A 24,937-nucleotide genomic window follows, 5' to 3' on the forward strand; every position below is an offset into this window, starting at 1 on the left:
TCCACAGAAGATATTCTTTCAATTCCAATAAGATGTTTATTTATTGTTGGATTTACGTCCAAATTGAAGAGAATAAAGTACTGCCATTACAACGACTATTAAAGCCAGCGCCAGCAATATGTTACTGTACACAAAAGCAACCTTATCATGAACAAACGGATTAAAGTGAACAGTAGTTGCTCCACCGTCAAGTAGCTTACCAATCGCAGTCGTGGATACTGCTGCTGCAATAAAGTTAAACATCGATAACAATCCCATACCGATTCCGACCTCATCTTTGGGCAAAGTTCGTGAGATAGTGTTTGACATAGCAATTTGTATATAAGATTGACCCAGTACACCTAAGGTAAGGAATATTTGAATATACGTAGGTGACATCCCCACGACTGACGATAGAATAATGAAACCTCCAGCAAGAAGTGTTGATGCGATATACAGTAGAAATGGATTCCCTTTCTCATCCGCTAATTTTCCACCCTTACGTCCAAGAATGGCGGTAATAAGAGCTGAAGGTAACATAATGAGCCCGATTGATGCAGGTGACAGACCATTAACATCCGACAACATGAGCGGTGTCAGGAATGGAATGCCGAATCCAACAGCGACTAATACAAATGCAATCGCCATCCCTATAGAATATTGTTTATTTTTAAAGATCGCTGGATTCACAAAGGGGACAGAAGCATAGCGAATTCGAATGATAAACAAAACTAGGATAACTAATCCAGTTACTAACAACCACATATTGGATTGTGTAAGTGCGAGTAAGAATGTAGCAACCGTTCCTGCCAATAAAATTCCGCCAATGTAATCAATCTTCTCGTTTGTCACTGGCTCATCATCCAGATACTTTCTATACAAAGGTAATGTGATAAGAGAAAGCAGAGGTATGACAAAGAGAAATTTCCAATTTAAAGCACTTGAGACAAATCCCGCGATAATTGGACCAAGTGCTGCTCCAAGAGCCGTACCTATTGCAGAGGTTCCCAAAGCGCGCCCACGCTTCTCAGGTGAAAAAAAACGAACAGGAATTATCATAGCCAACGCAGGTATCACAGCCGCACCAGCGGCTTGCAAGATACGTGCAACGATGATCATCCAATATTGTGTAGCAACTACTCCCACAAGAGATCCAACTGTCAGAAGTAACAGACCAAACGTAATTAAACTTTTAATACTAAATTTATCTGTCAGTTTCCCATAGGTAACTGTACCTATCGCATACACAATCAAATAGCCTGAAACAATCCAAGTTACTTGTGATGCAGTGAGTTGGAATTCTTTGCTGATTACTGGCAATACCACATTAAACATGGTTCCGTTCATGACTGAAATGATAAGTGTGAAGACTAACACACGCAGTAAAAGTGGGCCTGTTTCATTTGTTGTAGCAGCTTTGGTGTTCATATCATTTTCCTCGATTCTTTGTATGCATTGAATGAATAACCGAATGACAGTCAGTACTTACTGTCATTTTTGTTGAAAAAAACTAGGGAGTTAACGCCCTAGAAAATATCCATACAGTCTCTTTAATTATATCTTCCAATGAGAGGGTTGGAAAATTAGATCGTTCATCTAGATGATTTATAAACGTACCATAATTCAGTGCCATGAAAGAAAAAGCTTGTAATTCAGGATTCGTTTCTATCAACTTTCCTTTGCCATACATGGCCTTGAAATAATTAGTTAATACCTCCATTAGTTGACGAGGATGTTTTATTGTTCGTTCTCTGAAACCAGGTAAATTATCTTCTTCTTTTAAGCTAATCATAATCATTTTTCGATTACGATTCATAATTTCATGATATGTTCTACAGATCAATAACAAGTCCGTTTGTAGATCCCATACTAACCTTTCATTAAATATCTTTGCCATTTCTTCTGAGTAGTGATAATGGTCAAAAGCTGTTTCTAATAAGTTTTGTTTCGTCCCAAATTGTCGAAATAATGTTTTCTCACTTAAACCAGCAGTAGTGGCAATTTCTTGAGTTGTTACAGAGCTATAACCTTTTTTCGAAATTAAATCGATAGCAGCCGTCATTAATTTCTCCTTGCTGCTTAATTTTGTATTGTTAGACAACTTGATTCCTCTTTTCAAAGAATGTCAGTGATCACTGTCGTTTATGCTATAGTATCTAAAGACAGAAAAATTGTCAAACAAAAATAGACCATATTATAATTAGTCCATACAAGGAGAGAAATTCGGTTGAATTCTGAAGAAATAAAGATACGAGGAAATTAAATTTGCCTCTATAGACAGACTAATTGTGCTAGAAAATAGTAGAGGAAACGGAATCGAAATTTAAATATGAAACTGCAATATTTTTTTATTCTATTTTTGATTATATATTCCCAATTAGAAGAAAACATCCAAAAACCTCCTGTCCACAATAACGTGAACAGGAGGTTTCTATAGTTATGATGTTCAATAATCAACTCAACGTGACGCATACCCTTGTGTAACAATCTTGTATCCAGATACCATCTGGCTGTGCCCCTCCAACGTGTCCTTAACCCGTTCCAGCACATCGCTCTCGTAAATAGAGGAACATTCGAATCCAGGCTGTACGTTCAATTCAACAGGTTCGGAGTTCAGATTATACCAGCGAGCAATCAAATCTCCGGTTTCCTCTGCGATCTTCAATGTGGAGAAGGCTAGTGTCGAACTGTGTGCATTCCACGCCAACCATTGCTTCGATACAGGTAGTTCAACCTTGTGCCCATCAGCTCCGACATGACCTTCCCGCTCAAACGTGCGTGCTAATGCCCCTAGCTGGACGGTCGTCCACGGAATTGGATAGACATATGCGGATGCACATGCCCCTGACTGCGCAGCATCGCCTGCAAATGGAATAATCGCATATTCCACACTCTGAGGTCCCAGACATTGGGCTTCCGGCGTTTCAAACACACCCCAATCTCCCAGTTCCGAAGAGGCACGCAGCAGCGTAACTGCAATCGTACTGCCTTCTTCATGCTGCAAAATCTCGTATTCATTCAGCCCTTTGTTTGCAATCATCAATCCATGATCACCATCGCTCACATGTACAAACGCTTGCTGATGCTGCGCATTACTCGGATTCACCCATTCTTTGGCCGGTGTATTGGAACGTTTGACCACTTCAAAAATGGAATCTGCATAATGTTCCTTTGTCTCCAGTCCGGACGGAAAGAGTGCGCGCAGTCGATGATCCTTGGCCTGATTGTCAAAGTCAGACTTTACCTTGACCATGTTACTGCACGCTTCCAGCGTATACGTTGTCTTAATTACCAATGAAACGGTCTTCTCGACTCGCTGCGCCTTCCGTTCTGTAAAAGGAACCATCTGTCGCTTTTCCAGCTCGAACAGTTCGTCCGCTCCAGCAGGAATATCCCAGCGTAGTACACTCTCCATAACCGCTCGATACGGAGACTGCTCCACGATCCGCAGGTCTGCCTTCAGATGCTCTGTCGTTAGAGTGGTTTCTCCCTCAGGCTGACGATATACGTATTCATTGCCAATATCACCGGTGTTCTCATAAGCATTTAATCCCCTGTATACAGCACCAGAGACCTTATCTTCAATTGTTGCCGTTCCGTTCTCTTCAATCGTCACCCGCAAATGACCGTTCTCCATCATCATTCCCTGAACCTGGATGAGTTCGCTCGTATCGGGCACTTCAGCAATCTCAGCAATCTCTGTTTGCTTCTGAACGGGAATGAGAGCATATGTCTTATAACCTAGCGAAGGTACATCCACCGCCTGGAAAGTCACTCTTACTTTACGAGCCATATAAGGCTGTCGGAAGCGGTCCTTGGGAAGTTCATAGCCAAAATGTGCACCCAGATCCTTGATTTCTGCCGAATACGTGTGTCCATCCGAATCGACCAGCTGATACGCTGGCAGTGCATCTTTTTCCACTTTCTGCGCTAGTGCCTGCGGACTGGGACCTTCTGGGAAAAATACTTTGTCCACAATCAGGTCCATCTCAATGATCCCGTTGCGATTCCATCCACTCGTGTTGAACACGGTGAAAAGGACGGCATCCTCGCCCCAGACTTCAGATGGCTGCACACGAATAGAATCTGCAATGGCCTGAGCGCTTTGCGAAACCAATTTCTCTGCAAGCTGTCTGCTCTTGGCAAAGCGGGTCACCATCTCACGGTGAACCTCATCGACACTGCATCCGCAGATACTATCATGCGGGTGGTTCTGCATCAGCATCTTCCAGGCATGTGTCAACAGATGGTGCGGATAATCTTTTACCCCGGCTATATGAGCCATGGCGGCCAGGGGTTCGGCTACTTTTTCAAGCAACGTCTGCCCCTGCTGGTTCAACTGTTTCAGATACACCCGTGCGGATGCCGTATTCACCAGTGTTCCCCAACCATCCGTGTGTTGACTGCGAAGCTCGCCCTCAATGGTCGCCAGATGCTCAGGCACATTTTTCGTAACCGCCTCAATGTAATCGTCAAAATTGGAGTGGATAAATTCCACTTCAGGATACAACGCAGCAGCCGTACGTAAAGCTTCAGGCAGATCCGTCTGGATCGGCTGGTGATCACAACCATTCATGAACAACAGATGTGGAGTCGAGGCGAACCTCTCGGCATCCGCCAGATTTTTATCCCAATATACTCGAGCTTTCTCTGGATCAACCGGAACTTCCATCCCATTGCAGTACCAATTTGCGAACAAAATGCCGAGCACTTCCGAACCATCCGGCGAACGCCAGATCATCTCGGAATAGGGAGATTCGTAACTGTCTGCATCAACCACCGCATTATTGAATCCCGTAGGCTTCACTCCACGCCCAAAGATCGCGTTATGAATGTCCGCCTGTTGCAGAATCTGCGGAGCTTGTCCCATATTTCCGAACGAGTCTGGAAAGTATCCCGTCTTGGATATCACACCCAATGGGCGAGCATCACGATGACCGATGAGCAGATTACGCAAGTTGGCCTCGCTGCTGGTCAGAAACTCATCCTGTAACACATACCATGGACCAAAATGGATGCGTCCTTCACGAATATATCGATCAAGCCTCTCCTGCTGTTCGGGCCGAACTTGCAAATAATCTTCACGAATAATCGTCTGCCCATCCAGATGGAAATAGCGATATTCCGGGTCCTGATCAAGCGTGTCCAGCAATTTATCCATCAGCTCAATGAGCAGTACATGATGGTGTTCATAAGGCATATACCATTCTCGGTCCCAATGAGTATGCGAGATAAGATGTGCCGTCTTTTGGGTTGTCATGTTGCGTACCTCCTGTCATTAACCTTTGGTTGCCCCACCCATGCTGAAGCCCTTGGACATGTAACGCTGGGAGAAGATATATAGTACAACCGAAGGCATTGTATAGAGTAGTGAAAATGCAGCCAATCTGCCATATTCGACCATACCGTGGCTGCCGAAGAATTGATAGATCGTGACGGATGCCGGAAGTTTCTCCGGTGTCTGGAGCAGGATGTATGGCACGAAGAAGTTGCCCCAACTTCCCGAAAAGGTAAATATCGCTATCGTTGCAATACCGGGCAGCATAAGCGGAGCCACGATTCGTCTCAATCCGTTCCATACGGACGCACCGTCAATCCATGCCGATTCCTCCAGATCAATGGGCACCGAATCCATGAAGTTTTTCATCATCCAGATGCCATAAGGAAGTGAGGATGCGGTCAGGAACAGCATCGTGGCAATAATGCTATTTTGCATTTTGAAGAACAGAAACATTTGAAATACCGGAACCATCACGGCAGTAATCGGAAGAGCTGTCATGAACAGAATGGATAACAGGAAGCTCTTTTTGAATCTCATTTCATAACGGGATAAAGGATACGCAGCAAGAACAGATACCATTACAACCAATATCGCTTGCCCTCCTGACAGAATCAGGCCAACACCGAATGAACGAAGATTGCTCGAATCCCCGAGCACATCCTTGAAATTTTGAATGGTCCACGTACTGGGCATTTTGATGCCCTGCTGTGCATTCGGGTCAAATGAAGCCAGAATGATCCAGAGCAGCGGCAATAAAAAACAGAGCCCTAGAAAGACTAGAATCCCGTACTGGATTTTGTGTTGAAGCCCATGTTTGACCATAGGGATCGAACCTCCTTCATGGTTACACTTTCACTTTCATGGATCGCATGTAGAACAGGCTGGCGATAATACCGATGAACAACAGCACCAGAGATATGGCTGTGCCGTATCCAAACTGATAGTTCACAAAGGCCTGGTTGTACATGAAGATCGGTAAGGTTTGTGTCGAAGTACCCGGGCCACCACCGGTCATCGTATAGATCAGCGTGAATACACCCAGTGTCTGTAGGGTGACCAGCATCATGTTGGTCACGATGGACCCTTTTACCATCGGAATCGTAATGTGTCTCACAATCTGGAACCCGGTGGCGCTGTCAATAATAGCAGCTTCTTCAACTTCCTTCGGGATGTCATCCAGAGCCGACTGATAGACCATCATTGAAAAGGCTGTTCCGTGCCAGATATTTGCGATAATGACACTCACCATAGGGAAACTGAACAACCAGGAGATTGGACTTGCCCCAAACCAGCCGAGGATCTGATTGAGCGAACCATTGTCACTGAAAAAGGCAACCATACAGAATGCGACGACAATCTCGGGTGTCACCCAACCGGCAATGACGATGATGCCAATGACCCGGCGGAACGTCACATTTTTCTCCTTCATTAGAAGAGCCAGAATGAAACCAAGCAATACCTGACCAATCACTGCGGAAAAGATGAGAAAGACCAGCGTGCGCCAAACACTAATCCGAAAGTCCGGATCATGGAACATATTAATGAAATTCTGGAATCCGACAAACTCTAAACTCTTGGCTGCCGCCCCGGTCAGAGCCATATTCGTAAAAGCAAAGCAGATCGTCAGAATGATGGGAACAATGAAAAACACAAGTAATAACAGTACGGAAGGCATGAGAAACAGAAATGAGCCTGGTGCTTTCCTTTTCATAAGTCACTCTCCATTCGAACCGGAAAAAGGGGAGATTGTGCCTCCCCCTCCGAATATATCGATATCCTTATTTCTCTTCGATGCTGTCCGCGCCAAGGGAACGGGATACGTTGTCCTTCAATTGTGTAATTCCCTCCTCTGGCGTCAGCTTGCCCGAGGCAATACTTTCAACAATGCTTTGCAATTGTGCGGATACCGCTGCATATTGATCGTTCGCTGGACGGAAGTGGGCCACACTCAAGAGCTCCTGTGCTTCTTTGGTATATGGACGATCTGTATAACCTTCAACTTCTGTGGAATCATTACGTGGGCTGAGGCTGCCTTCCGCTACTACACGTGCAGTCGCATTTTCCTTATTCATCAGAAACTCGATAAATTTCCAAGCTGCTTCCTTGTTTTTCGCCTGTGCAGGAACAGACCAAGCCCATCCTCCAGACATCGTCGTTGCTCCAGGCTCTTCCCCATTTTGTGTCGGGAATGGCGCAAAGCCTATTTTCTCTTCAACGTTGGCGATTGGAGCAGCACCGTTCTCCGCCCATGTCGAACCTGCCCAGCTACCATCTACAGCCATCGCCAGTTTGTCTTGTGGGAACTGTTGCTGGAAGGCAATACTGCCAGCTTGTCCATTCAAGGCAACCTGCATGGTCGGACCTGTTTTATCCGTGTTGAACACTTGATCTATGAATTTGAAGGAATCCAGCAGACCCTGGCTGTTAACTACCCATTTCTTGCTGGTGTCGTTATACAGCGTATCCGCCGTACCATAGAGCAGCATTTCCAGCGTTTGCATGGTAACACCTTCACCGTTTGCTTTGCCCACGATCATATTAAGCGGTGTCACACCCGGCAGTTTTTGCTTGATGGTACGTGCTGCTTCAAGTACCTCTGCCCAGCTTGCAGGTTTAAATGGAACTTCAAGTCCAGCTTGCTGGAACAGCTCCTTGTTATACCAGATGCCGCGTGTATCCGAAGTAGCCGGAACGCCATAGATTTTGCCGTCTTCGCCAGTAACCCCTGCTTTTAGGTTATCGATGATATGTTCTTCCCAATCGGGCCATCCCTTGACCTGTGTATCCAGCGGCTCCAGATATCCGGCAGCCGCATCGGATTTGATGATGGATGTATCTTCGGCAATGACATCTGGCGCCGTGTCAGGCGATTTCATCTGCAAAACCATTTTGGATGTGTAATCACCCTCACTTGCCAATACAGGCGCAATGTTGATTTTGATATCCGGGTTTTCTTTCTCGAATTGATCCACCAAGCCTGATTGGAAAAACTTCGTAAGTGTATCCTCAGATCCGGAAGATCGGAACGATACGGTCACTTCCTTCTTGCCGTCACTGGTTGTACCTGTGCTTGAACTTCCGCCTGAACAGGCTGTAGTTAGAATAAGCAAGGATGTCATAACTGCTGCTACTGGCATTTTCAATGATATTTTTCTCATGGTTCGCTCTCCTCTTGTCGGAATTCGACGAACTCCGAACGTTATGATGTACTCGCAGGTTCTCTCTTGCTTTCCTATCTATTTCTGTACACAATTCTATTTCTGTACGCGGAATCCGCAATAATCCATCATCAGCTCACTAAAGAGCATGTTGGACCATGAAAACCATGGACGGGTATATTCATGTGGATTGTTGGCCGAAAACCCTTCATGGGTCAGTCCGGTATCCGCATCCGTTTGTTGGATGAGCTGGAGCAATCTTAATTTTTCATTGCGATCCTCTGTAGTCAGCCCCTGCATCGATAAAGCAATATGCCAGATGTACCCTTCCGGCGTATGCGGACTACCAATTCCAGCTGCTGCTGTTCCCTCATAAAAATACGGGTTGTGTGAGGATAGAATGAAACGGCGTGTATTCTGATACACCTCGTCGTTCTCCTCCACATATCCGAGATAAGGTAAGGACAGCAGGCTCGGCACGTTAGCGTCATCCATCAGATTGTAGTTGCCCTTACCATCCGTTTCGTACGCATATATGGTTCCATATTCCGGATGTTCAACGGTGCCATACTCCTGAATACCTTTGTTGATCTGTTCCTCCAGCTGCTGAGCAGTAACTGCCAGCGTTTCATCCTCGAACACCGCTTCAGCAATTTCCTGTAGATAACGAAGTGCTACAACGGCAAACATATTGGATGGAATCAGATAACCATATTCACAGCGATCGTCGCTGGGACGGAACCCCGACCAGGTCATGCCTGTGTAGGCTGTTTCAGTACCTCTTCCCTCTCTGCTGAGTGTATCGGTTTCGGGAGCATCAAGACGTTGGAACCTATAGGGAGATTTCGTCTCATGATGCTGTTCCACTTGCCATAGCTGTATGATGATCTTGGCTGCTTTGCGGAACGTATCATTGAATTGAGTTGTTCTGCCAGTATTCTTCCACAAGAGATAACTGAGCTGAATCGGATAAGCGAGAGAGTCGATCTCATACTTCCGTTCCCAGATCCAATCATTCATCTGCGTCAAGTCTTCCTGATGTCCTTTTCCACTCTCTGTCTCATTAAAAGCGTTTGCATAAGGGTCCAGGAGAATATAATTCAGTTGACGTTCAACCAGTCCAGCGATCATATCAGCGATATCTTCATCCTCTGAAGCGAGAAGCAGATAAGGTCTGACCTGAGCGGCAGAATCACGTAACCACATGGCAGGAATATCTCCCGTAATCACAAAAGTTGTTCCATCTTCTTTGCGCTGAATTGTGGTCATCATCGTATTGGTAAAACAGTTTTTGAACATTTGGTTAAGTTCCGGATGGTCCGGCATACGTTTGTTAATCCGATCAATCATGTCGTATATCGAGGGGGGAATCCCTAGATTATCTCTGGGTGTCAGCATGTTGTCCTCCTTATGTAATCCAGTTTGTTAACCGCTTTCATCATCCTAAAACGAATATAATGTCATGTCAATATATTTATTTATATATTAGCATGTTATTTAAATTAAACAACATTAAATGGTATACTAATTAAAGCGATTATCCCCTTTTTATCCGCACAAAAAAGAGACCTCGTTTACACGAAGTCCCTGATTGAATACCATGAATATAATGCCGCTAAAATTATTTCTCCGGTTTCACCGTACTCGTTGATTTCCCCTTCACCAAGCAGGCAGGCAGAACAACTCTGTTCACTGCCATTTCGTTGTTCTGCATACTTTGAAGCACCATCTCAAGTGCCTGTTTTCCCATATCAAACTGGCTTTGTCTCATATGTGTTACACGGCTTCCTTCGGCAGCATTCGGACTGTCAAAGCAAATGATGGACAAATCCTCCGGAATCCTCAGACCAAGCCGATCTGCTGCCTGTTCTGCAAGTAAAGCAATATGATACTCCGCAGCAAAGAGTGCAGTAATCTGCGGGTATTTCTGTAAATGCTCCACCAGTGCCTCCACATCGCGGACCTCGACTTGAGGATCGAACACACTGGGTAATGTCGAAAGAAAAGATTCTAACCACAGTTCCCTGTTCACCAACACTCCTTGATCATGATGAGCCTCAATAATGCCTTCAATTCGTTCTTCAATCGGTGTGGTGTTCGCCGGAGGCTGTGTCAGAAAAGCGATGTGTCGGTGACCGAGATCGAACAAATAATTCATCCCTTCTCGCGCCGCGCCTACATTATCCGTGCTGACAGATGAAGCCGGAATGCCTTTCAGGTACCGGTCAATCAGGACAAACGGGAATTTGTTAACGACCAATTTAAGAATCTCATCGCTGAAATATTCACCCTGTGCCGGGAAAATAATCAATCCGTCCACACCCAGTTCCAGCAGTTCCTGAATGCTGCGCTCCTCCTGCTCCGGAATCCCGAAGGATCGTCTAAGTACAAGAAAACAATCATGCTCTCGCGAAGCTTCTTCCATACCATATAACAGTTCTGTACCATACATGTCACTGAAATTAGTAATGACCAGACCAATGAGCAGCTTCTTCTCTGGATCTTTGATCGCAGCACGCGGAGCAGGTCTGTCAGGTCTTTCTTGTAACACATCTGCTGTGTCGGCTACAAAAGAACCCCGTCCCGGCTGACGAACAATTAATTGTTCATTCGCCAGCATCTCAAGCGCTTTTTTAGTGGTAATCCGGCTAACTCCGAATTCATCACATAATTCCTTCTCCGAAGGTACACGCTCACCCACTTGATATTGATGAAGCTGTATCCGTTCGCGCAAGGATTCAAAGATCTGTTCATACATCGGCTTGGATGCCGAGTCTTTCCCCAATACAAGCACCTCCATAAATACCCATACTTCTCATGTTCTACATCCTAATATATCATGTTATATCATTAAGTTCATTATTAAATTTATTTGGCGTAAATAACCATAGTCAAGTAATCTTAGGCGTCAGATGTAAATCGAGATATAACAAAAAGCCGACAAGCCCTGATCCCTTGGCTTATCGGCTTCTTGCTTAGATAGTCAATACGTATTAATCATCCATATCATACTTTGCATAATTAAGGTTGCAGACTCTCAGTGGACGGTGGACCTACTTCTGTTTCAGTCTCTTCAGGGCTCGAATCTGGTTCTGGAACGGATTGTTCTTGTGCTGCGCTGACGAACAATCGTCCATCTGCTTCCGCCTCTACTTTGTTGCCTGCTGCATCCTGAGCACGAATCACAATGACTCCACCCTCAAGAACAAGGGATGAAGGTGTTGTATACGTACCCGTATAACGACCAGGTTCAGTCTCTACCATTGGAATCTCTCCTGCCCCTTGGGCATTCAGATTCAAAGGTAACTGAATACGGAAAGATGCTTGCAGACCAGGTTTACTGTCAAATGAAACGGTAACACTCTCCCCTGATGTGATTCGAACATCCTCAGCCGGCGTAATATTCGTAAGTTCTGGCAACGCCGTTTCCACATAGACGGTGCGGGTTACGGTTGTTTTGTTACCAGCGATATCGGTTGCTGTAATGGTAATTGTGTTCTCGCCTTCATTGACCAATACACGGTGACTGAAGCTTCTGTCTTTGCCCACTTGTACAGTTTGTCCGTTAACGGTTACCTTATCGAGGAATTGTTCCACGACATTACCCGTTACGTGAACAACTTCTGCATTGATGCGATCTCCTTGAGCTGGTGTAAGAATCGTTAACTCCGGTTTGGTCTGATCCAGAATAAGGACGACGGGGAGTGAGCGGTCAGTTGTTTTGCCGTCCACCACTGCCTCGGCGGTAATCGCATTAATCCCAGAACGGAGTTTCACCCCGTATGAGAACTTCCCATTTGCCACCGTTGTGGTGCCAGCCAGATCCTTGCCGTTGTAGATCTTGATCTGTGCGCCGGATGCCGGAGACGTTCCCGACACAGTGAAGGTCGATTGATTCGTATACGTGTTTGCAGGTACTGTGAGCACAGGTGCATTTACCGGATATCTCACGACTGCACGAATCATGTAGTTGCCTTCTTCTATCGGTGAAGTACTCCATGCTCCGCTTACACGCTGCCAGCTTCGACCAGCATTCGTACCATTCTCATCGGTAGCGAGACCCGGAGCGCTAGTTCCAGCTATACTCTGTACATACACGATATAGAAATCACCCGTTACAATGACCGGTTCCGGGAATTCAACAGTTGTCCATTGATCGTTACGAAGTGCAGTACCGTCAAATGGTCCAGCCAGTTGTCGTCCCGGAGCTCCACCCGCACCCGATGCATCATAGACGGCATATTGGAACGCTGTACCTCCAGGTACAGGCCATTCTGTGTTCCAGAATCGGAACGATGCACCCGTCAGTTGTGCTGTCTCCAGCTCAGGTGTCATTCGAACCGCCCAAGCATTATCCGCAGCGTTAAAAGCTCGTGCATTCTCTGCTGTTCCATCATCATAAGCAATTTCCCCTGGAAAACCGATGAATGGTTTCAAGGCAACATTCGCCTCTGCCGTACCATTACCAGGTACAGTTACAGTAACGGTTTTACTGTAATAATCAGTAGCCCTGATGGACAGGGTATAACTTCCTTCCAATACCTGAATATTGAAGCTACCATCTGAACCTGTGTGAACTTCACCTACATTGGCATCTTCCACCACGAGAACGGAAGCATCAGCCAGTGGTTGTCCTGTCCGCTCATCGGTTACTACACCTTCAATCTGTCCATGCGGGATTGCTTCCAGATTAAAGTTGGCTTTGGCACCATTGCCATCCGTGATCGTTACCTGCTGAGTTCGAGGATAATATCCATATGCTTCAGCTTTTAACGTGTAATCACCTGCTACGTGTGTGAAGTTATACTTGCCTGTAGCTGGATCTGTCTTCACCGAACGTCCGGTTTCCAGTACGGTAACCGTTGCACTTGCAGGCAGGCTTTGTGGATTAACCGAACCTGTTTCCGGTTTTTCAACTTCCGGTTGTTGCTGTTTCGTTTTGTTAAACTCCGCTTTGTCTGTCCGCGAAATTTTGTACCATGGATTATCATAAGACGGTTTAGGTTTGTCACTGTTAAGCACAACCGCACTGTCCTCCGTGACTGTCTCCGCAGCAACACCCAGTACACGGAAATCATCAATGAACCAGCCTGTCTTCACAACACTGTTGTCTGAGGTCAGACGGAACCGGAATTGTACTTCATTGCCGGTAAGTGCATCCAGGTCATAAAATACGGGTGTCCATTGTTTACCGTTTGTACTATGTGAGAATTTGCCCAGTTCTGACCATGTAGTTCCACCATCCTTGGTGACTTCCACATATCCGTAATCGTATCCACTCTCAATCTCGTACCAATGATTAAACGTAAGTGTTCCTTCGGATACATCCGTCAAATCAATGACCGGAGATACGAGTGAATAGTTGGAGCCACTCTCGTACGTATTGTCGAGATCAGTCGCCCAGACATTCGGTGGAGAAACCGCGCTGGCAGGTCCCGTTACCGGAATACCGCGCTCCCACTCATCTTTGGTTCCCGAATGAGTCCAGCCATTATTATCACTGCCATCGAAATGATCGATGTAGATATCCTGAGGCACCTCTACTGTAATGGAGACCTCATTCGATTTGTCGCTTTCATTGCCACTATAATCAAGTGCGGCAACGGTATAGTAATACGTCGAATCTGTCACCGTAGCTGTATCTGTAAACGTTGTTCCTGTTGCAGTTCCAATGGATTCATAACCTGCACCTGCGGTTGTGGAACGATATACGATATAGGATTCGAGATCCTCATCGCTCGGTCCAGTCCAGCTCAAGGCTACATTGCCCAGAATATCGGTCGTCGCAGTTAATCCGGCAGGTGCCGCTGGAGCAATCTCATCCAAGGCTTCTACAGCGAAATCATCCATGTACCAGCCAGCCTTTTGCACTGAATTATCACTCGTCAGATTGAACTTGATGAACACCTGCTGTCCCGCGTATTCGCGAAGATCCACATATTGTGTCTTCCAATTGCCACCTGTACCTGTGAAACTTAACAGTTCTTGGAACACATAATCGCTATCCTCGGAAGCGATGTATACCTTGCCAAAGTCGATGTTATTCTCCAGATCATACCAGTGCTTGAAGGATAACAATGCCCCTTCTGGACTCTCGGTAAGATCAATTGGTGGCGCAAGCAGATATGCATTGCTATTCGCTACATAAGTCCCTTGCAGATTAGTTGCAATTACCTTGTCACCGGAGTATGCACCTCCAGGACCACTGCTTGGTGCTCCCCATACCCAGGTACTTCCGGTCCCACCAGTCGTGAAGCCCAGCTGATCTTCTTCAAAATCCTGAAGATATCCTGGCTGAACACCATTGGACACAGCCACTTTGTATACCTGACTTTCAAATCCGTTGTTACCGTAATCATTCACGCGAATATAATACTCCACGCCTTGTGGTTCAATAAGAAAAGCAGGGATTGTCGCTGTATACGTCCCATCTTTGTTATCTCCGGCAATCCGATCCATTGGCAGATAAACATACTGGTTAGTGCCTGTCGTTTTGGCAAAAGCCTCAACGGAGACAACCGCGACGTTATCTGTCACATGAGCGGTTAATGGGATATCGATGCCTGAAAAGGCGGAATTGACAGGGGTATGTGACAGTATTGGCTCTTCCAGATCATCTCCGGCTGTAACCACTCTTCCCGATACTGTACCGATTCCTTCGAGTACAGAACCCACAGCGTCGAGGGCATTAATAATGCCGTGACCGTAACCGTTGTTTGGCGAGGTTGGATATGTGCCGTTTGTCATCGGCGTCGCAGTATCCATAATGATCTGCTCCAGCTGATCCACCGTAAGGGAATGGTTGGCCTGGAGCAAAAGTGCCGCAAGCGCAGTCGTATGTGGACCTGCCATGGATGTTCCGTTCCAGCCTCCCTCATATACACCGCCCGGAACTGCTGAACGGATATTTACCCCAGGGGCAGATACTTCCGGTTTGATCTCATCATATGGAGATGGACCCAGCAGCGAGAAGGAACCCAGATTACCATTGATATCTGTGGCTCCTGTTGCGAAGCTTTCGGGATAATTGGCAGGGTTCGCAACAGAGCCGGGACCACCCGGATTCGTCAAGGTTACATTACCCGCAGAGAACTCTGGAAAAATCTGAGCATCCCGCCAGGCTTGAACCATAGGTCGGAACCATTCATCAAGTCCCGGGCCTCCGCCCCATGAATTGTTCACGACATCCGGTGCAAGTTCAGGATGCAGATTGCCTTCCGCATCCACCGGAGCGATCAACCACTGTCCGCCATCCAGAATAATGGCATCTGTTGTTTCCGGATTGAATATCCGCACACCGATCCATTTCGCACCGGGAGCAACCCCGATCTGGTTGGTCCCATCTGCTTCGGAGCCAACCATGGTACCCATCGTGTGCGTACCATGCCCGTCTCCGTCCGCAGGAAGAGAAGCATTACTGTGCGGGTCATACCAGCTCAGTTCGGGATCAACGATATTGCCCGAAGCATCCAGTCCCCGCCATTTGCTGCGAAGCGCCGGGTGGGTATAGTCCACACCGCTGTCCAGATTGGCAACGACAATACCTGTTCCATCGATGCCCCGATCCCACACAGCTGGTGCATTGATGTAATCCAGGTTCCACTCCACGTTCTCTGTCACAAGCTTGTCCTTGGCAGCAGGTTCCTTGTCTTTAACACCGACTGCAGAGTCTTTATCTGGCGTTTGGACACCCTCTTTGGCTGGAGTCGCACTCGCCGCTTCTTTACTCACTTCGGCTTTCTGTAAGTATCGTGTCTCATTCGGCAGAATCTTCTCTACCTCAGGCAGCAGCGCAATCTGTTCCATGACTTCTTTCGTACTCGTCACTGCCAGTGAATTGACGATAAAATAGCTTTTATATTCTTTGACCTTGCCCAGGTCAACTTCCTTTTCCAGATAAGTTTCCAATGGATATTGTGTACGTGAGGCCGTTTCTCGCAGAGAGCTGACGACCGAATTCCGAACGGACAGCTTTGTGGCTGAAGCCGTTTGTTTGGCGATGGTCGCCTTTTCAAGGGCCTGTTTGGAGACTTCTGCTGTATCCACCTGTTCCTTCATTTTTACCAGATAGGTAACATATTCACTACCCTCAAATTCTTTGGTCAACTTGGCGTTTACTTTGGATTCCGAAACTTTGGCGAGTCCAGATTTCATATCCAATTTGGATGATGTGGAATTTTCAGCTGAAACCGGATGAATGATCGAAAATGCAAGGAGAAGCGAGAGCCCCATGGAGATGGGCTTGCGTAACCGATTAATCTTTATCAAACTTTTCCACTCCTTTTACCCGGTTTTTTTAATTTAATCTGGTACATATGCCTTTCTCAGCAGAATAAAACGGTTAAATAACCTTTAATACGAATGAATTTGATGCTCTGTATTTCACATAAAGCCTCACCTCCTTGACAGGTTGGGTTAGGGAACAATATGAGTCAGAAGAGAAAACAGATCAGTCTATGATTTTTCACTTGGAAGTTTAGGAGATTTGGGTGTTAGAGTAATGCAACGAGAGTGAATGTCTATAAGCATTCATGTGGAAGGGTAATCTGGAGCGTTAGCAGAACGCTTGCTTAGGAGTGGTGGATATGACTTTCGATCATGATTCGAGTGAGTAGATAACCATTATAATTACATATAATAGTCGATTAGGAATTTAATTGTATTTTATTGATATAGTATAAAATCATTATTCGATATATACAAGCACTTTATTGAAAAATATAGAAAATAAGTCTATTTAATGCTTTTATGTGTCTCATGTCGCTTCATGTTGTTTCTCTTTCTTTTCACAATTGCGAACAATTAGTAATTCCAAAAGGTTAAAGTAGTTCTTTATAACCATTACCCCTCTTTCAGTTTGTGGTTGCTATCTCCAAAAAATCCAGTTGAGTTTACTCTAATATGGAAATTATGGTATTATATTAGATGCAGTTTTCAGAGGCATTTGAAAATCAAATAATATTATCTTTTTGCAGGAGGTATCCCTATGCTTAACAATCAATCCTTGCATTTTACGAAAAGGAAATGGAAAATACTCACATCCGTTGTTCTTGCTATGCTGTTATTTGGATTGTCTGTCCTGCCTGCAATGGCCGCTTCTCCCGGAAAGACCGTAAACGCATCGGCAAAACTGGCCTACAATCTTAAAGGGCTCAAGCATAACCGTGTGGTGCAAAAGGCTTACATCGCAGATAAATACGTGTATGTTACTCAGCGTGTGGGTGGGACATGTCATCTCTCCAGATTACTTATAAAGGGCAGCGACGCTGTATACGCGGATCACATGACCATCACAAACAGCGGTCATTGCCAAACGCTGGATATGTATACGTACAATGGGTCCAATTATTTTTATTTCAGCTCAAAAGCCGATCCTTCCAAACCAGAGAATTGGTCACTCCAGGTAGCCCGACTGCAATATGTGGCAGGCAAAACCGTGGATTATACCGACCTCCATCGGTTCATCTATATGAATTATGCCAACAAAACCGGTTCGAAACTGGGTGAAACCTATCGTGTGGATGGCGGTGGCAACAGCAACTACACCGTTTTTCGTATACAAACGAAGGAGAAAACCGTCACCTGGTCCATTTATGATACGGTCGCATTGAACAAGCTTCTGGATCATAACAAGCAGGTTCGAATGGACAGCGCAGCTGCGGTGAAGGCTGCTGTTACCAGCTTCACACAGTCGGGCAATGCCATTATCAGACCCAACGGATCTTTCCAGGGGGGAGACCTGCTGGGCAAAACGCAAATATATACATCGGGCGGGGGCGAAGGGGAAACGCCTCAGATTGCCAAAATTTCAAGCTCAGGAGCATACCAATCCCTTGCAAAAATAACCAATGTCGGCAAGCATGAAATCGAGGGCGTTCAGACGAAGAACGGCAACGTATACTTCACCATCGTTTCCGATCCGGGAAACAAAGCGAACGGGCAAAAAATATTCTACGTTCCCGACAGCACTTTCTAACACTCTCAGAACTTGAAGCAACCCAAAGAGCGCTATCCGGTGAGTAATAATACTCCTGGATGCGCCCTTTTCATATCAACTGTAGTAAAAATCAACCTGGTTCCTCCATCCGACTATTCTTCACGAAAGGAACCCAGTCTATCTATCCCTTAGTCCAGTTCTATCCTGAAAACGACAGGTGATTTGCTTTGCACTTTTGTTGTTGTAATGGTCAGAGCATCTTCTGTCCTTATCCATTCCGGTTTATCCTCGAAACCCAAAACTTCGATGTTCTTAATAACGCCTTGAAAATGATGAGAATCTTTCTTCAGCGATTTAATCTTTACCACCCCGTTATCTGGATAGGCAAGAACCGTGGCATACAGACTGCTTTCTTTTAAAGTAAACCGTATATCTTCACTTGTAAATATCTTCGTATCCCCGTCCGTGAATTGCCCTTCCTTCACCTCTGTTGGACCTTCGCCAAACGTACGCCAGAATGACGTGTCATAGATCGCTTCCCCATTCACTTCCAGCCACTCGCCAATGCTCAGCAAAATGTCGCGATCTTCTTCCGGTATGCTGCCGTCTGCTTTGGGTCCAATATTCAGCAGTAAATTCCCGTTTTTGCTTACAATATCGACGAGATCCCGAATGATCTCCTCAGCCGTTTTATAGTTATTATTTTCCGTATAACACCATGAGTTTTTAGCGACAGCTGTATCCGTTTGCCAAAAATAGGGCTTAAGCTCAGCGAACTGTCCCCGCTCCACATCCGGAACAGCACTTCCAAACATATAGGCCTCATGTTTATAATTGATAGCTACAGGCACACCCCATTCTTCGCCTTTGTTATAATAATAGGCAGCAAATTTCTTAAGATAGGGTTTGAACGCAACCGTTTGAATCCACCAATCGAAATAAAAGACCTTTGGCTGATATTGATCGACCAGTTCACAGCATCGAATCAACCAGTCCTCCAGATACTCCTCGGTTGGGGGTGAGTCATACAAGTCGAAGTGATCCTTGGGTTCAGGCATGGCAGGCCAGTAGAAATCCCCACGCTCTAGGGGTTCCTTAATATCTGAATCAAATTCCTTCCCGTGAGACATGAAGAACCAGTGCTCGGCGCGGTGAGACGACACACATAAGGTCAGCCCCTGCTTCTCGTACGCAGCCTTCATCTCACCCAGAAGATCCCGTTTGGGGCCCATTTCATATGTGTTATAGTGAGAGATAGAGCTTTTGTACATCTGAAAACCATCATGGTGCTCAGCCACGGGCATAACATATCTGGCTCCTGCCTGTTTGAATAACGTTGCCCATTCGTCTGCATCAAACTTCTCTGCACGAAACATCGGAATGAAGTCTTTATATCCAAAGTCCTTATGAGGTCCATACACCGCAAGGTGATGTTCATAAGCTTTGGTGCCTTGTATGTACATATTTCGCGAATACCATTCGCTATCATAGGCCGGTACAGAATATAGCCCCCAGTGAATGAATATGCCGAATTTCGCTTTTGGGTACCATTCAGGAACTTGAAAGGCGCTAAGCGAACTCCAGTTGTCCTTGAATTTACCATTCTCAATCGTTGCTTTAATCTGTTGCAAATATTCGTTTTTGTCCATGAGATGTTCTCATCCCTTCTGTTATCGTCTGTAGTTGTATTGTAGTGCTACGGCCGAGGGATAGACATGCAGAACACTAACTTTTAGATGGACAATAATAACCTTGTATGGAGATGAAAAGTATGAATCACCAAACGTTGCTTACGAACTACCTGTCTAATCTCCATGTCGAATTATTCATGGTCAATTACAATCGGTGCGATATGGATTGGAAGGATCTGGATTACACGCCCGATTACAGCAAGTTTTATTTCATATGCGAAGGTGAAGGTTGGCTCAAGATTGGGAATGAGGAGTATTATCCTGCGCCTAATCAGCTTATTTTAATGCCAGAGGGGATCAAACAGTCCTACTCTACCATTAGTGACCGTCCTTTTCTCAAATATTGGTGTCACTTCAGCGCGAAGGTTGGGGGAATCAATTTGTTTCAAATTCTGAAATTCCCACACATCTGTACGATAGATCAACCTGAGCTGATTCAAGCAATCTTCAGCAGTATCCTTACATATGCAAAATCCGATGAAGTCTATGCCCATATGATGGCCAAAAGCAAACTGACCGAGTTACTATCCCACTATCTAATGAATCTGGACCTGGATCAGATCTCTTTTATTAACGTTCCTGTCATGGAGAAACTGTCCACCATTCTGGCTTACATTGATTCCAACATCGAAGAGAATATTTCGGTTCAGGATCTGGCCCAGATCGCCTACATGCATCCAAATTATTTCATTCGATTCTTCAAGCAACAGATCGGTGTTCCTCCGATCCTCTATATTACTGGCAAAAAAATCGATAAAGCCAAGGAACTGCTTGCCTGCACCCCGAACACAATAACGGCCATCGCCGAGCATCTCGGTTTCAGTGATTTGTACTATTTCTCCAGACAGTTCAAAAAGCATACAGGGCTCACACCTACGGAGTACCGCAAACAAAAAACGGTACTGACAACGTAAGACGTGAGCCCTGATGATGCTCACGTATGTTTACTTATTGGGATGAATTAAAATGGATGTGGCACTTTTGCTCTCCATTTGAAAACATAACAACTCTTCATTTCGCAGCTTGGTCTGCACATTCGCCGTCTCTTCTCCATCATTAAAGAGGACTAAAGCTACGGAACCATCGGCATTTTTAAAAGCCACAGAACAAATTCCATCATCACTGGATGTTGATTCAATCCGAACAGCCTTCGGACGGATCACAGCACTAAAATGAGCCAGAGCATAATAATCAAGTGTATACGTAAGCTCTTTCGTCTGCTGATTCACCTGGACGATCCCACGACACGTACTGCGGCCAAATCCAGGAACGGTTGGCCCGTTGTTCTCATCAAGTGCCATATTCCAAAGTACAAAAGACTTGCTGTAATTACGAAGAATCTGAATTCCCGTTCGTATCACATTCGAGAAGGCTTGCTCAAATGGCGGAATCCACTCTCCACCCGAACCTTCAGTGAAATGTACTTCTTTGCCTGCAAAAGCTTCATAAACCTTCGTTTGAGCAGAAGCATCGCCCCCGTACCAGTGCCAGGCCACTCCGTCAACTCCCTCTCCCGCTTGTTCCAGTACGGTCAGTGGATAGTCCGGTTGATCCCAGTTGTGATCGTAACAGAGAATTTTGGTAGAAATATTATTATTGACAAAGGCTGGTTTGAGATAATTTTTAATAAAATCTGCTTGCGCTTCGGCTGGCATTAACATACCGGGATAGTGCCCTGGTTCATAAAGCGCCTCATTCTGTGGTGTGATGGCATGGATCGGTAATCCATGCTTGCCATACGCTTGAATGTATTTCACGAAATATTTAGCATAAACGGGATACCATTCAGCCTTCAACTGTCCGGTGATCATTGATCCGCTCGTTTTCATCCAGCCGGGTGCACTCCATGGTGAAGCAAACAGCTTCAGTTCAGGATTCAATGCCAACGCCTTTTGCGTTAAAGGAATAACGTCCCCTTCATCATGCGTAATGCTGAATTGGGTTAATTCTGGGTCGGTCTGCTGTTCTGGCATATCGTTATAACTGTATACCGTTCTCGCATAGTCCGAAGCGCCCATCGGATTACGGATGACCGACAGCCCGATCCCTTTCTCCGGATGGAACAGTCGGGTCATGACCTCATCACGTTGCTCATCATTCAAGATTTGGTTGATCAAATAGGCAGATGAATCGGTAAAAGAAGCACCAAATCCGTCCATCTCCTGATACGTTAGCTGATCATCCAGATGGATCGTCGTTGTCTCCAGATTAGGTGCTGGAGGTTGCAATTGATCCGAGGACACGGATACGAATAATTCATCTTCTCCCGTAGATTTGTACATTTTGAATGTAGTCATAGGATTCTCCTTTGTATTTTTATCATTGAATGCCTAGTTTCTCTTTGTTCAGTTTCATCTTTTCACTGCGTACCTTCACAATCTCTTCCCAACGATTCTCACCTAAAAATGACTTGTAAGAAGCCAGTGCATTGTCATACGAGGTATCATCCTTGGACCGTACCATACTGACCAGCGTTGTATTCCACTTCGTATTGATTGCTGACAACGCACGAGCTTCAGGTGTACCTTGATTCGGGCTAATATTCTCCAGAATAAAGTGAGGTTTCAGCTTGCCTTTACCCCACTCCTGCATCTGTTTAATCGCTTCCGGAAAAGCATCTGCACTGAGTGCTTTGTGACGGTCATGACCGAAGAACATAAATTCACCCATCCGATAATCCTTTTTGAATTGATCTGCGTTATTCAGTTGCATGTCTTTCACTGCTGGCAATAATTCTACACTACCATCGGCTTTGGTTTGGAAGGTCTCCCCTTCGATCCCGTAATTCATAAGCGTCTGTCCTTCTTCACTCAGCAAGTATGTGAATATCTGAATAGCCTTGGCCGGATCTTTACAATCCTTAGAAATGAAATTGATCATCCACCCGGTTATCCCGGATTGATTCAATGTTGGTGCATTGCCTTTGGTGCTCTGCGGTCCATCGATAGCAACATATTCTTTGCCTGGATTGGCACTCATGTAGATCTGCAAGTTTCCTCCCTGTTGAGGTGTACCGTCAAGCAGCATGGTCGCATATTTACCGGACTTTACTTTTTCCTCAAAAGCGGTACCATCATCGGCAAAACTGTCATCACTGATGTTGCCGTCTCTGTACACGGTGTTCAATGTTTTCAACCACGTGAGGTAATCTTCATCCAGATTGCGATCGTAGAATTCTCCCGATTCAGTCTCCAACGGAACACCGATGAAATCTTGCAACGTATCCCCGAGTGAACCTGTTCCTTCACCAATGGAGTTGAATCCAAACGGAATCAGCGCAGGGAACTCTTGCTTAATTCGTTTCATCACACTCTGGAATTCTTCTGGCGTTCCAATGACCGGGCTACCCAAAGCTTCGTACACATCTTTACGAATGATAAATGCCGTTTTGGCAGGAATGTTACCGCTATCATAATCCTCTTGCGTATTGGAATAGTTTGGATAACCATACGTTTTGCCATCCGCCAATTGGAACCAGTTCAATGTGTCGGAAGCCGCAACTTTATTGAAGTAAGGATCATATTTATCCGCCAGATCGTTCAGCGGCATAGCCCAGGTTGCAGCTTTTTGTACTACAGGAGAATTGGAGTCAAACACGGTCAGCAAGTCAGGCATATCTCCACCGGCGAAAAAGGTGTTTAACTTGGTATCATCACCCGTGATGAATTTAATATTAATGTTCAGATCCTCTTTGATTTTCTTGGTAACAATGTCCTTGCCAAAATCAGTGTTCCACCAGTCAGCATTGACGTACCACGTCAAGTCTGTAGCCTCTTCCTTTTTATCCAACTGCCAAGCCGGCTTTTCCGGGTCAACCGTATAACGATCTTCAATGGATACCCAGTTCCCTTCACTGGAGCCCCCAGATCCACCGCTGCAACCTGTTATCATAATCACTGCTGCAAGCAATGACGAGAACAATTTAATCCCTTTTTTTCCTGATGCCTTGTTCAACTTCAACATATTTTTGTTCCTCCTCAAAATGGGGTATTTGGTCCTCTTATTCCTTGACTGCACCCAGCATCATTCCCGAGATAAAGTATCTCTGAACGATGGGATAGATCAGCACAATAGGTAGTGTCGTAATGACAATGGTGGCCAACTGCACACCTTTGGTGGTTGTTTCAATCACAGCCGAACCTCCAACATTTTGCATGGATTGGGTCTGGGACTGAACGATAATCTCATAGAGCATCATCTGAAGTGGATACAGTGACTGATCCGTAATGTATAACTTGGTTGTCATGAAGTCGTTCCATTGCCCTACTCCATTAAATAGTGCAATTGTAGCCATGGCAGGCATGGAGAGTGGAATGAAAATTTTCAGGAAAATATGCCAATCCCCTGCACCATCAATCTTGGCCGATTCTTCCAGCGAATCCGGGACATTTCGGAAGAAATTCATCAGAATTACGACATCATAGAAGCTGAATAACGCCGGGATAATGTACACCCAGAAGCTGTTTAATAATCCAAGTGATTTGATTAACAGGTATGTCGGGATCATGCCGCCAGAGAAGAACATTGTAATAACACCCATGGCAACGTATAATTTACGGCCTCTTATGTACTTTTTGCTCAGACCGTAACCAACCATGGCACAGAAGAACACATGTGTAACAACGCCGATCGTTGTTTTGGAAACTGATATGAAGAAGGCCTGCCAGATGCCCTGATCATTGAATACAGCTCTGTAATTCTCCAGCGAGAATTCCGGTGACCAGAAGATGAACCCACCTTCCGCTAACGCTTTGCCTGAGCTAAAGGAAGAGATAATGACATTCCAGAGCGGAACCAGAATAACGATCGTACAGATGATTAGCAAAATCATATTTAACGTATCAAAGATCCGACTATCGAGATCTTCTTTTGCCACCTTTCCATTCACGCG

Annotated in this window: 15 protein-coding genes; 2 read left to right on the plus strand and 13 right to left on the minus strand. The window is 45.4% G+C overall.

All coding sequences use genetic code 11. From position 1 onward, the window contains the following. Positions 1-36: 36 nt before the first annotated feature. From J7E78_RS03955 to J7E78_RS03995, 9 genes are all read right to left on the minus strand, one after another. Positions 37-1,407 (minus strand): MFS transporter, encoded by a 1,371-nt coding sequence (locus J7E78_RS03955; protein ID WP_215075034.1) that lies wholly within the window; start codon positions 1,405-1,407, stop codon positions 37-39. An 82-nt stretch (positions 1,408-1,489) separates the two neighbouring features. Continuing rightward, entirely contained in the window at positions 1,490-2,080 is a 591-nt protein-coding gene (locus J7E78_RS03960) for a TetR/AcrR family transcriptional regulator (protein WP_251034807.1), read from the minus strand. A gap of 357 nt (positions 2,081-2,437) precedes the next feature. Continuing rightward, on the minus strand, positions 2,438-5,239 hold the full coding sequence (locus J7E78_RS03965; protein ID WP_215075035.1) for an alpha-mannosidase: 2,802 nt from the start codon (positions 5,237-5,239) through the stop codon (positions 2,438-2,440). 18 nt (positions 5,240-5,257) lie between these two features. Beyond that, positions 5,258-6,082, minus strand: a complete 825-nt coding sequence (locus J7E78_RS03970) for a carbohydrate ABC transporter permease (RefSeq protein WP_215075036.1) — start codon at positions 6,080-6,082, stop codon at positions 5,258-5,260. Positions 6,083-6,104: 22 nt separating this feature from the next. Next, positions 6,105-6,971: a carbohydrate ABC transporter permease gene (locus J7E78_RS03975; protein WP_215075037.1), complete on the minus strand. Its 867-nt coding sequence runs from the start codon at positions 6,969-6,971 to the stop codon at positions 6,105-6,107. A gap of 67 nt (positions 6,972-7,038) precedes the next feature. After that, entirely contained in the window at positions 7,039-8,418 is a 1,380-nt protein-coding gene (locus J7E78_RS03980; RefSeq protein ID WP_215075038.1) for an extracellular solute-binding protein, read from the minus strand. A gap of 96 nt (positions 8,419-8,514) precedes the next feature. After that, the gene (locus tag J7E78_RS03985; RefSeq protein WP_215075039.1) at positions 8,515-9,816 is read right to left on the minus strand and encodes a glycoside hydrolase family 125 protein; all 1,302 of its coding nucleotides are present in this window, start codon (positions 9,814-9,816) and stop codon (positions 8,515-8,517) included. Between the two features lie 223 nt (positions 9,817-10,039). Continuing rightward, the gene (locus J7E78_RS03990; protein ID WP_311516950.1) at positions 10,040-11,212 is read right to left on the minus strand and encodes a GntR family transcriptional regulator; all 1,173 of its coding nucleotides are present in this window, start codon (positions 11,210-11,212) and stop codon (positions 10,040-10,042) included. 227 nt (positions 11,213-11,439) lie between these two features. Beyond that, a complete protein-coding gene (locus tag J7E78_RS03995) occupies positions 11,440-16,686 on the minus strand; it encodes a S8 family serine peptidase (protein WP_215075041.1) in 5,247 nt (1,748 codons plus the stop codon). A 718-nt stretch (positions 16,687-17,404) separates the two neighbouring features. On the opposite strand from J7E78_RS03995, the gene J7E78_RS04000 reads away from it, so the two are divergent. Then, positions 17,405-18,394 carry a helveticin J family class III bacteriocin gene (locus J7E78_RS04000; protein ID WP_215075042.1) on the plus strand — a complete coding sequence of 330 codons (990 nt, stop codon included), beginning with the start codon at positions 17,405-17,407 and terminating at the stop codon, positions 18,392-18,394. Positions 18,395-18,543: 149 nt separating this feature from the next. Here J7E78_RS04000 and J7E78_RS04005 read toward each other — a convergent pair whose 3' ends face one another. Then, positions 18,544-20,004 carry an alpha-L-fucosidase gene (locus J7E78_RS04005; protein ID WP_215075043.1) on the minus strand — a complete coding sequence of 487 codons (1,461 nt, stop codon included), beginning with the start codon at positions 20,002-20,004 and terminating at the stop codon, positions 18,544-18,546. Positions 20,005-20,126: 122 nt separating this feature from the next. On the opposite strand from J7E78_RS04005, the gene J7E78_RS04010 reads away from it, so the two are divergent. After that, a complete protein-coding gene (locus J7E78_RS04010; protein ID WP_215075044.1) occupies positions 20,127-20,960 on the plus strand; it encodes an AraC family transcriptional regulator in 834 nt (277 codons plus the stop codon). A 30-nt stretch (positions 20,961-20,990) separates the two neighbouring features. Here the strand turns inward: J7E78_RS04010 and J7E78_RS04015 are convergent, their stop codons facing one another. From J7E78_RS04015 to J7E78_RS04025, 3 genes are read right to left on the minus strand one after another with little or no spacing between them, the layout of a single operon-like run. After that, positions 20,991-22,343: a glycoside hydrolase family 30 protein gene (locus J7E78_RS04015; RefSeq protein ID WP_215075045.1), complete on the minus strand. Its 1,353-nt coding sequence runs from the start codon at positions 22,341-22,343 to the stop codon at positions 20,991-20,993. A gap of 22 nt (positions 22,344-22,365) precedes the next feature. Beyond that, a complete protein-coding gene (locus J7E78_RS04020) occupies positions 22,366-24,009 on the minus strand; it encodes a type 2 periplasmic-binding domain-containing protein (RefSeq protein ID WP_215075046.1) in 1,644 nt (547 codons plus the stop codon). Between the two features lie 37 nt (positions 24,010-24,046). Further along, a complete protein-coding gene (locus tag J7E78_RS04025) occupies positions 24,047-24,934 on the minus strand; it encodes a carbohydrate ABC transporter permease (RefSeq protein ID WP_017688674.1) in 888 nt (295 codons plus the stop codon). Positions 24,935-24,937: the final 3 nt, after the last annotated feature.

The organism is Paenibacillus polymyxa (assembly GCF_018614975.1).
GTDB classification, from domain to species: domain Bacteria; phylum Bacillota; class Bacilli; order Paenibacillales; family Paenibacillaceae; genus Paenibacillus; species Paenibacillus polymyxa_E.

What these genes read in the sequence shown, in the direction of transcription:
- J7E78_RS03955 (WP_215075034.1), bottom strand. Translation starts at nt 1,407, where the DNA reads ATGAACACCAAAGCTGCTACAACAAATGAAACAGGCCCACTTTTACTG.
- J7E78_RS03965 (WP_215075035.1), bottom strand. Translation starts at nt 5,239, where the DNA reads ATGACAACCCAAAAGACGGCACATCTTATCTCGCATACTCATTGGGAC.
- J7E78_RS03970 (WP_215075036.1), bottom strand. Translation starts at nt 6,082, where the DNA reads ATGGTCAAACATGGGCTTCAACACAAAATCCAGTACGGGATTCTAGTC.
- J7E78_RS03975 (WP_215075037.1), bottom strand. Translation starts at nt 6,971, where the DNA reads ATGAAAAGGAAAGCACCAGGCTCATTTCTGTTTCTCATGCCTTCCGTA.
- J7E78_RS03980 (WP_215075038.1), bottom strand. Translation starts at nt 8,418, where the DNA reads ATGAGAAAAATATCATTGAAAATGCCAGTAGCAGCAGTTATGACATCC.
- J7E78_RS03985 (WP_215075039.1), bottom strand. Translation starts at nt 9,816, where the DNA reads ATGCTGACACCCAGAGATAATCTAGGGATTCCCCCCTCGATATACGAC.
- J7E78_RS04000 (WP_215075042.1), top strand. Translation starts at nt 17,405, where the DNA reads ATGCTTAACAATCAATCCTTGCATTTTACGAAAAGGAAATGGAAAATA.
- J7E78_RS04005 (WP_215075043.1), bottom strand. Translation starts at nt 20,004, where the DNA reads ATGGACAAAAACGAATATTTGCAACAGATTAAAGCAACGATTGAGAAT.
- J7E78_RS04010 (WP_215075044.1), top strand. Translation starts at nt 20,127, where the DNA reads ATGAATCACCAAACGTTGCTTACGAACTACCTGTCTAATCTCCATGTC.
- J7E78_RS04015 (WP_215075045.1), bottom strand. Translation starts at nt 22,343, where the DNA reads ATGACTACATTCAAAATGTACAAATCTACGGGAGAAGATGAATTATTC.
- J7E78_RS04020 (WP_215075046.1), bottom strand. Translation starts at nt 24,009, where the DNA reads ATGTTGAAGTTGAACAAGGCATCAGGAAAAAAAGGGATTAAATTGTTC.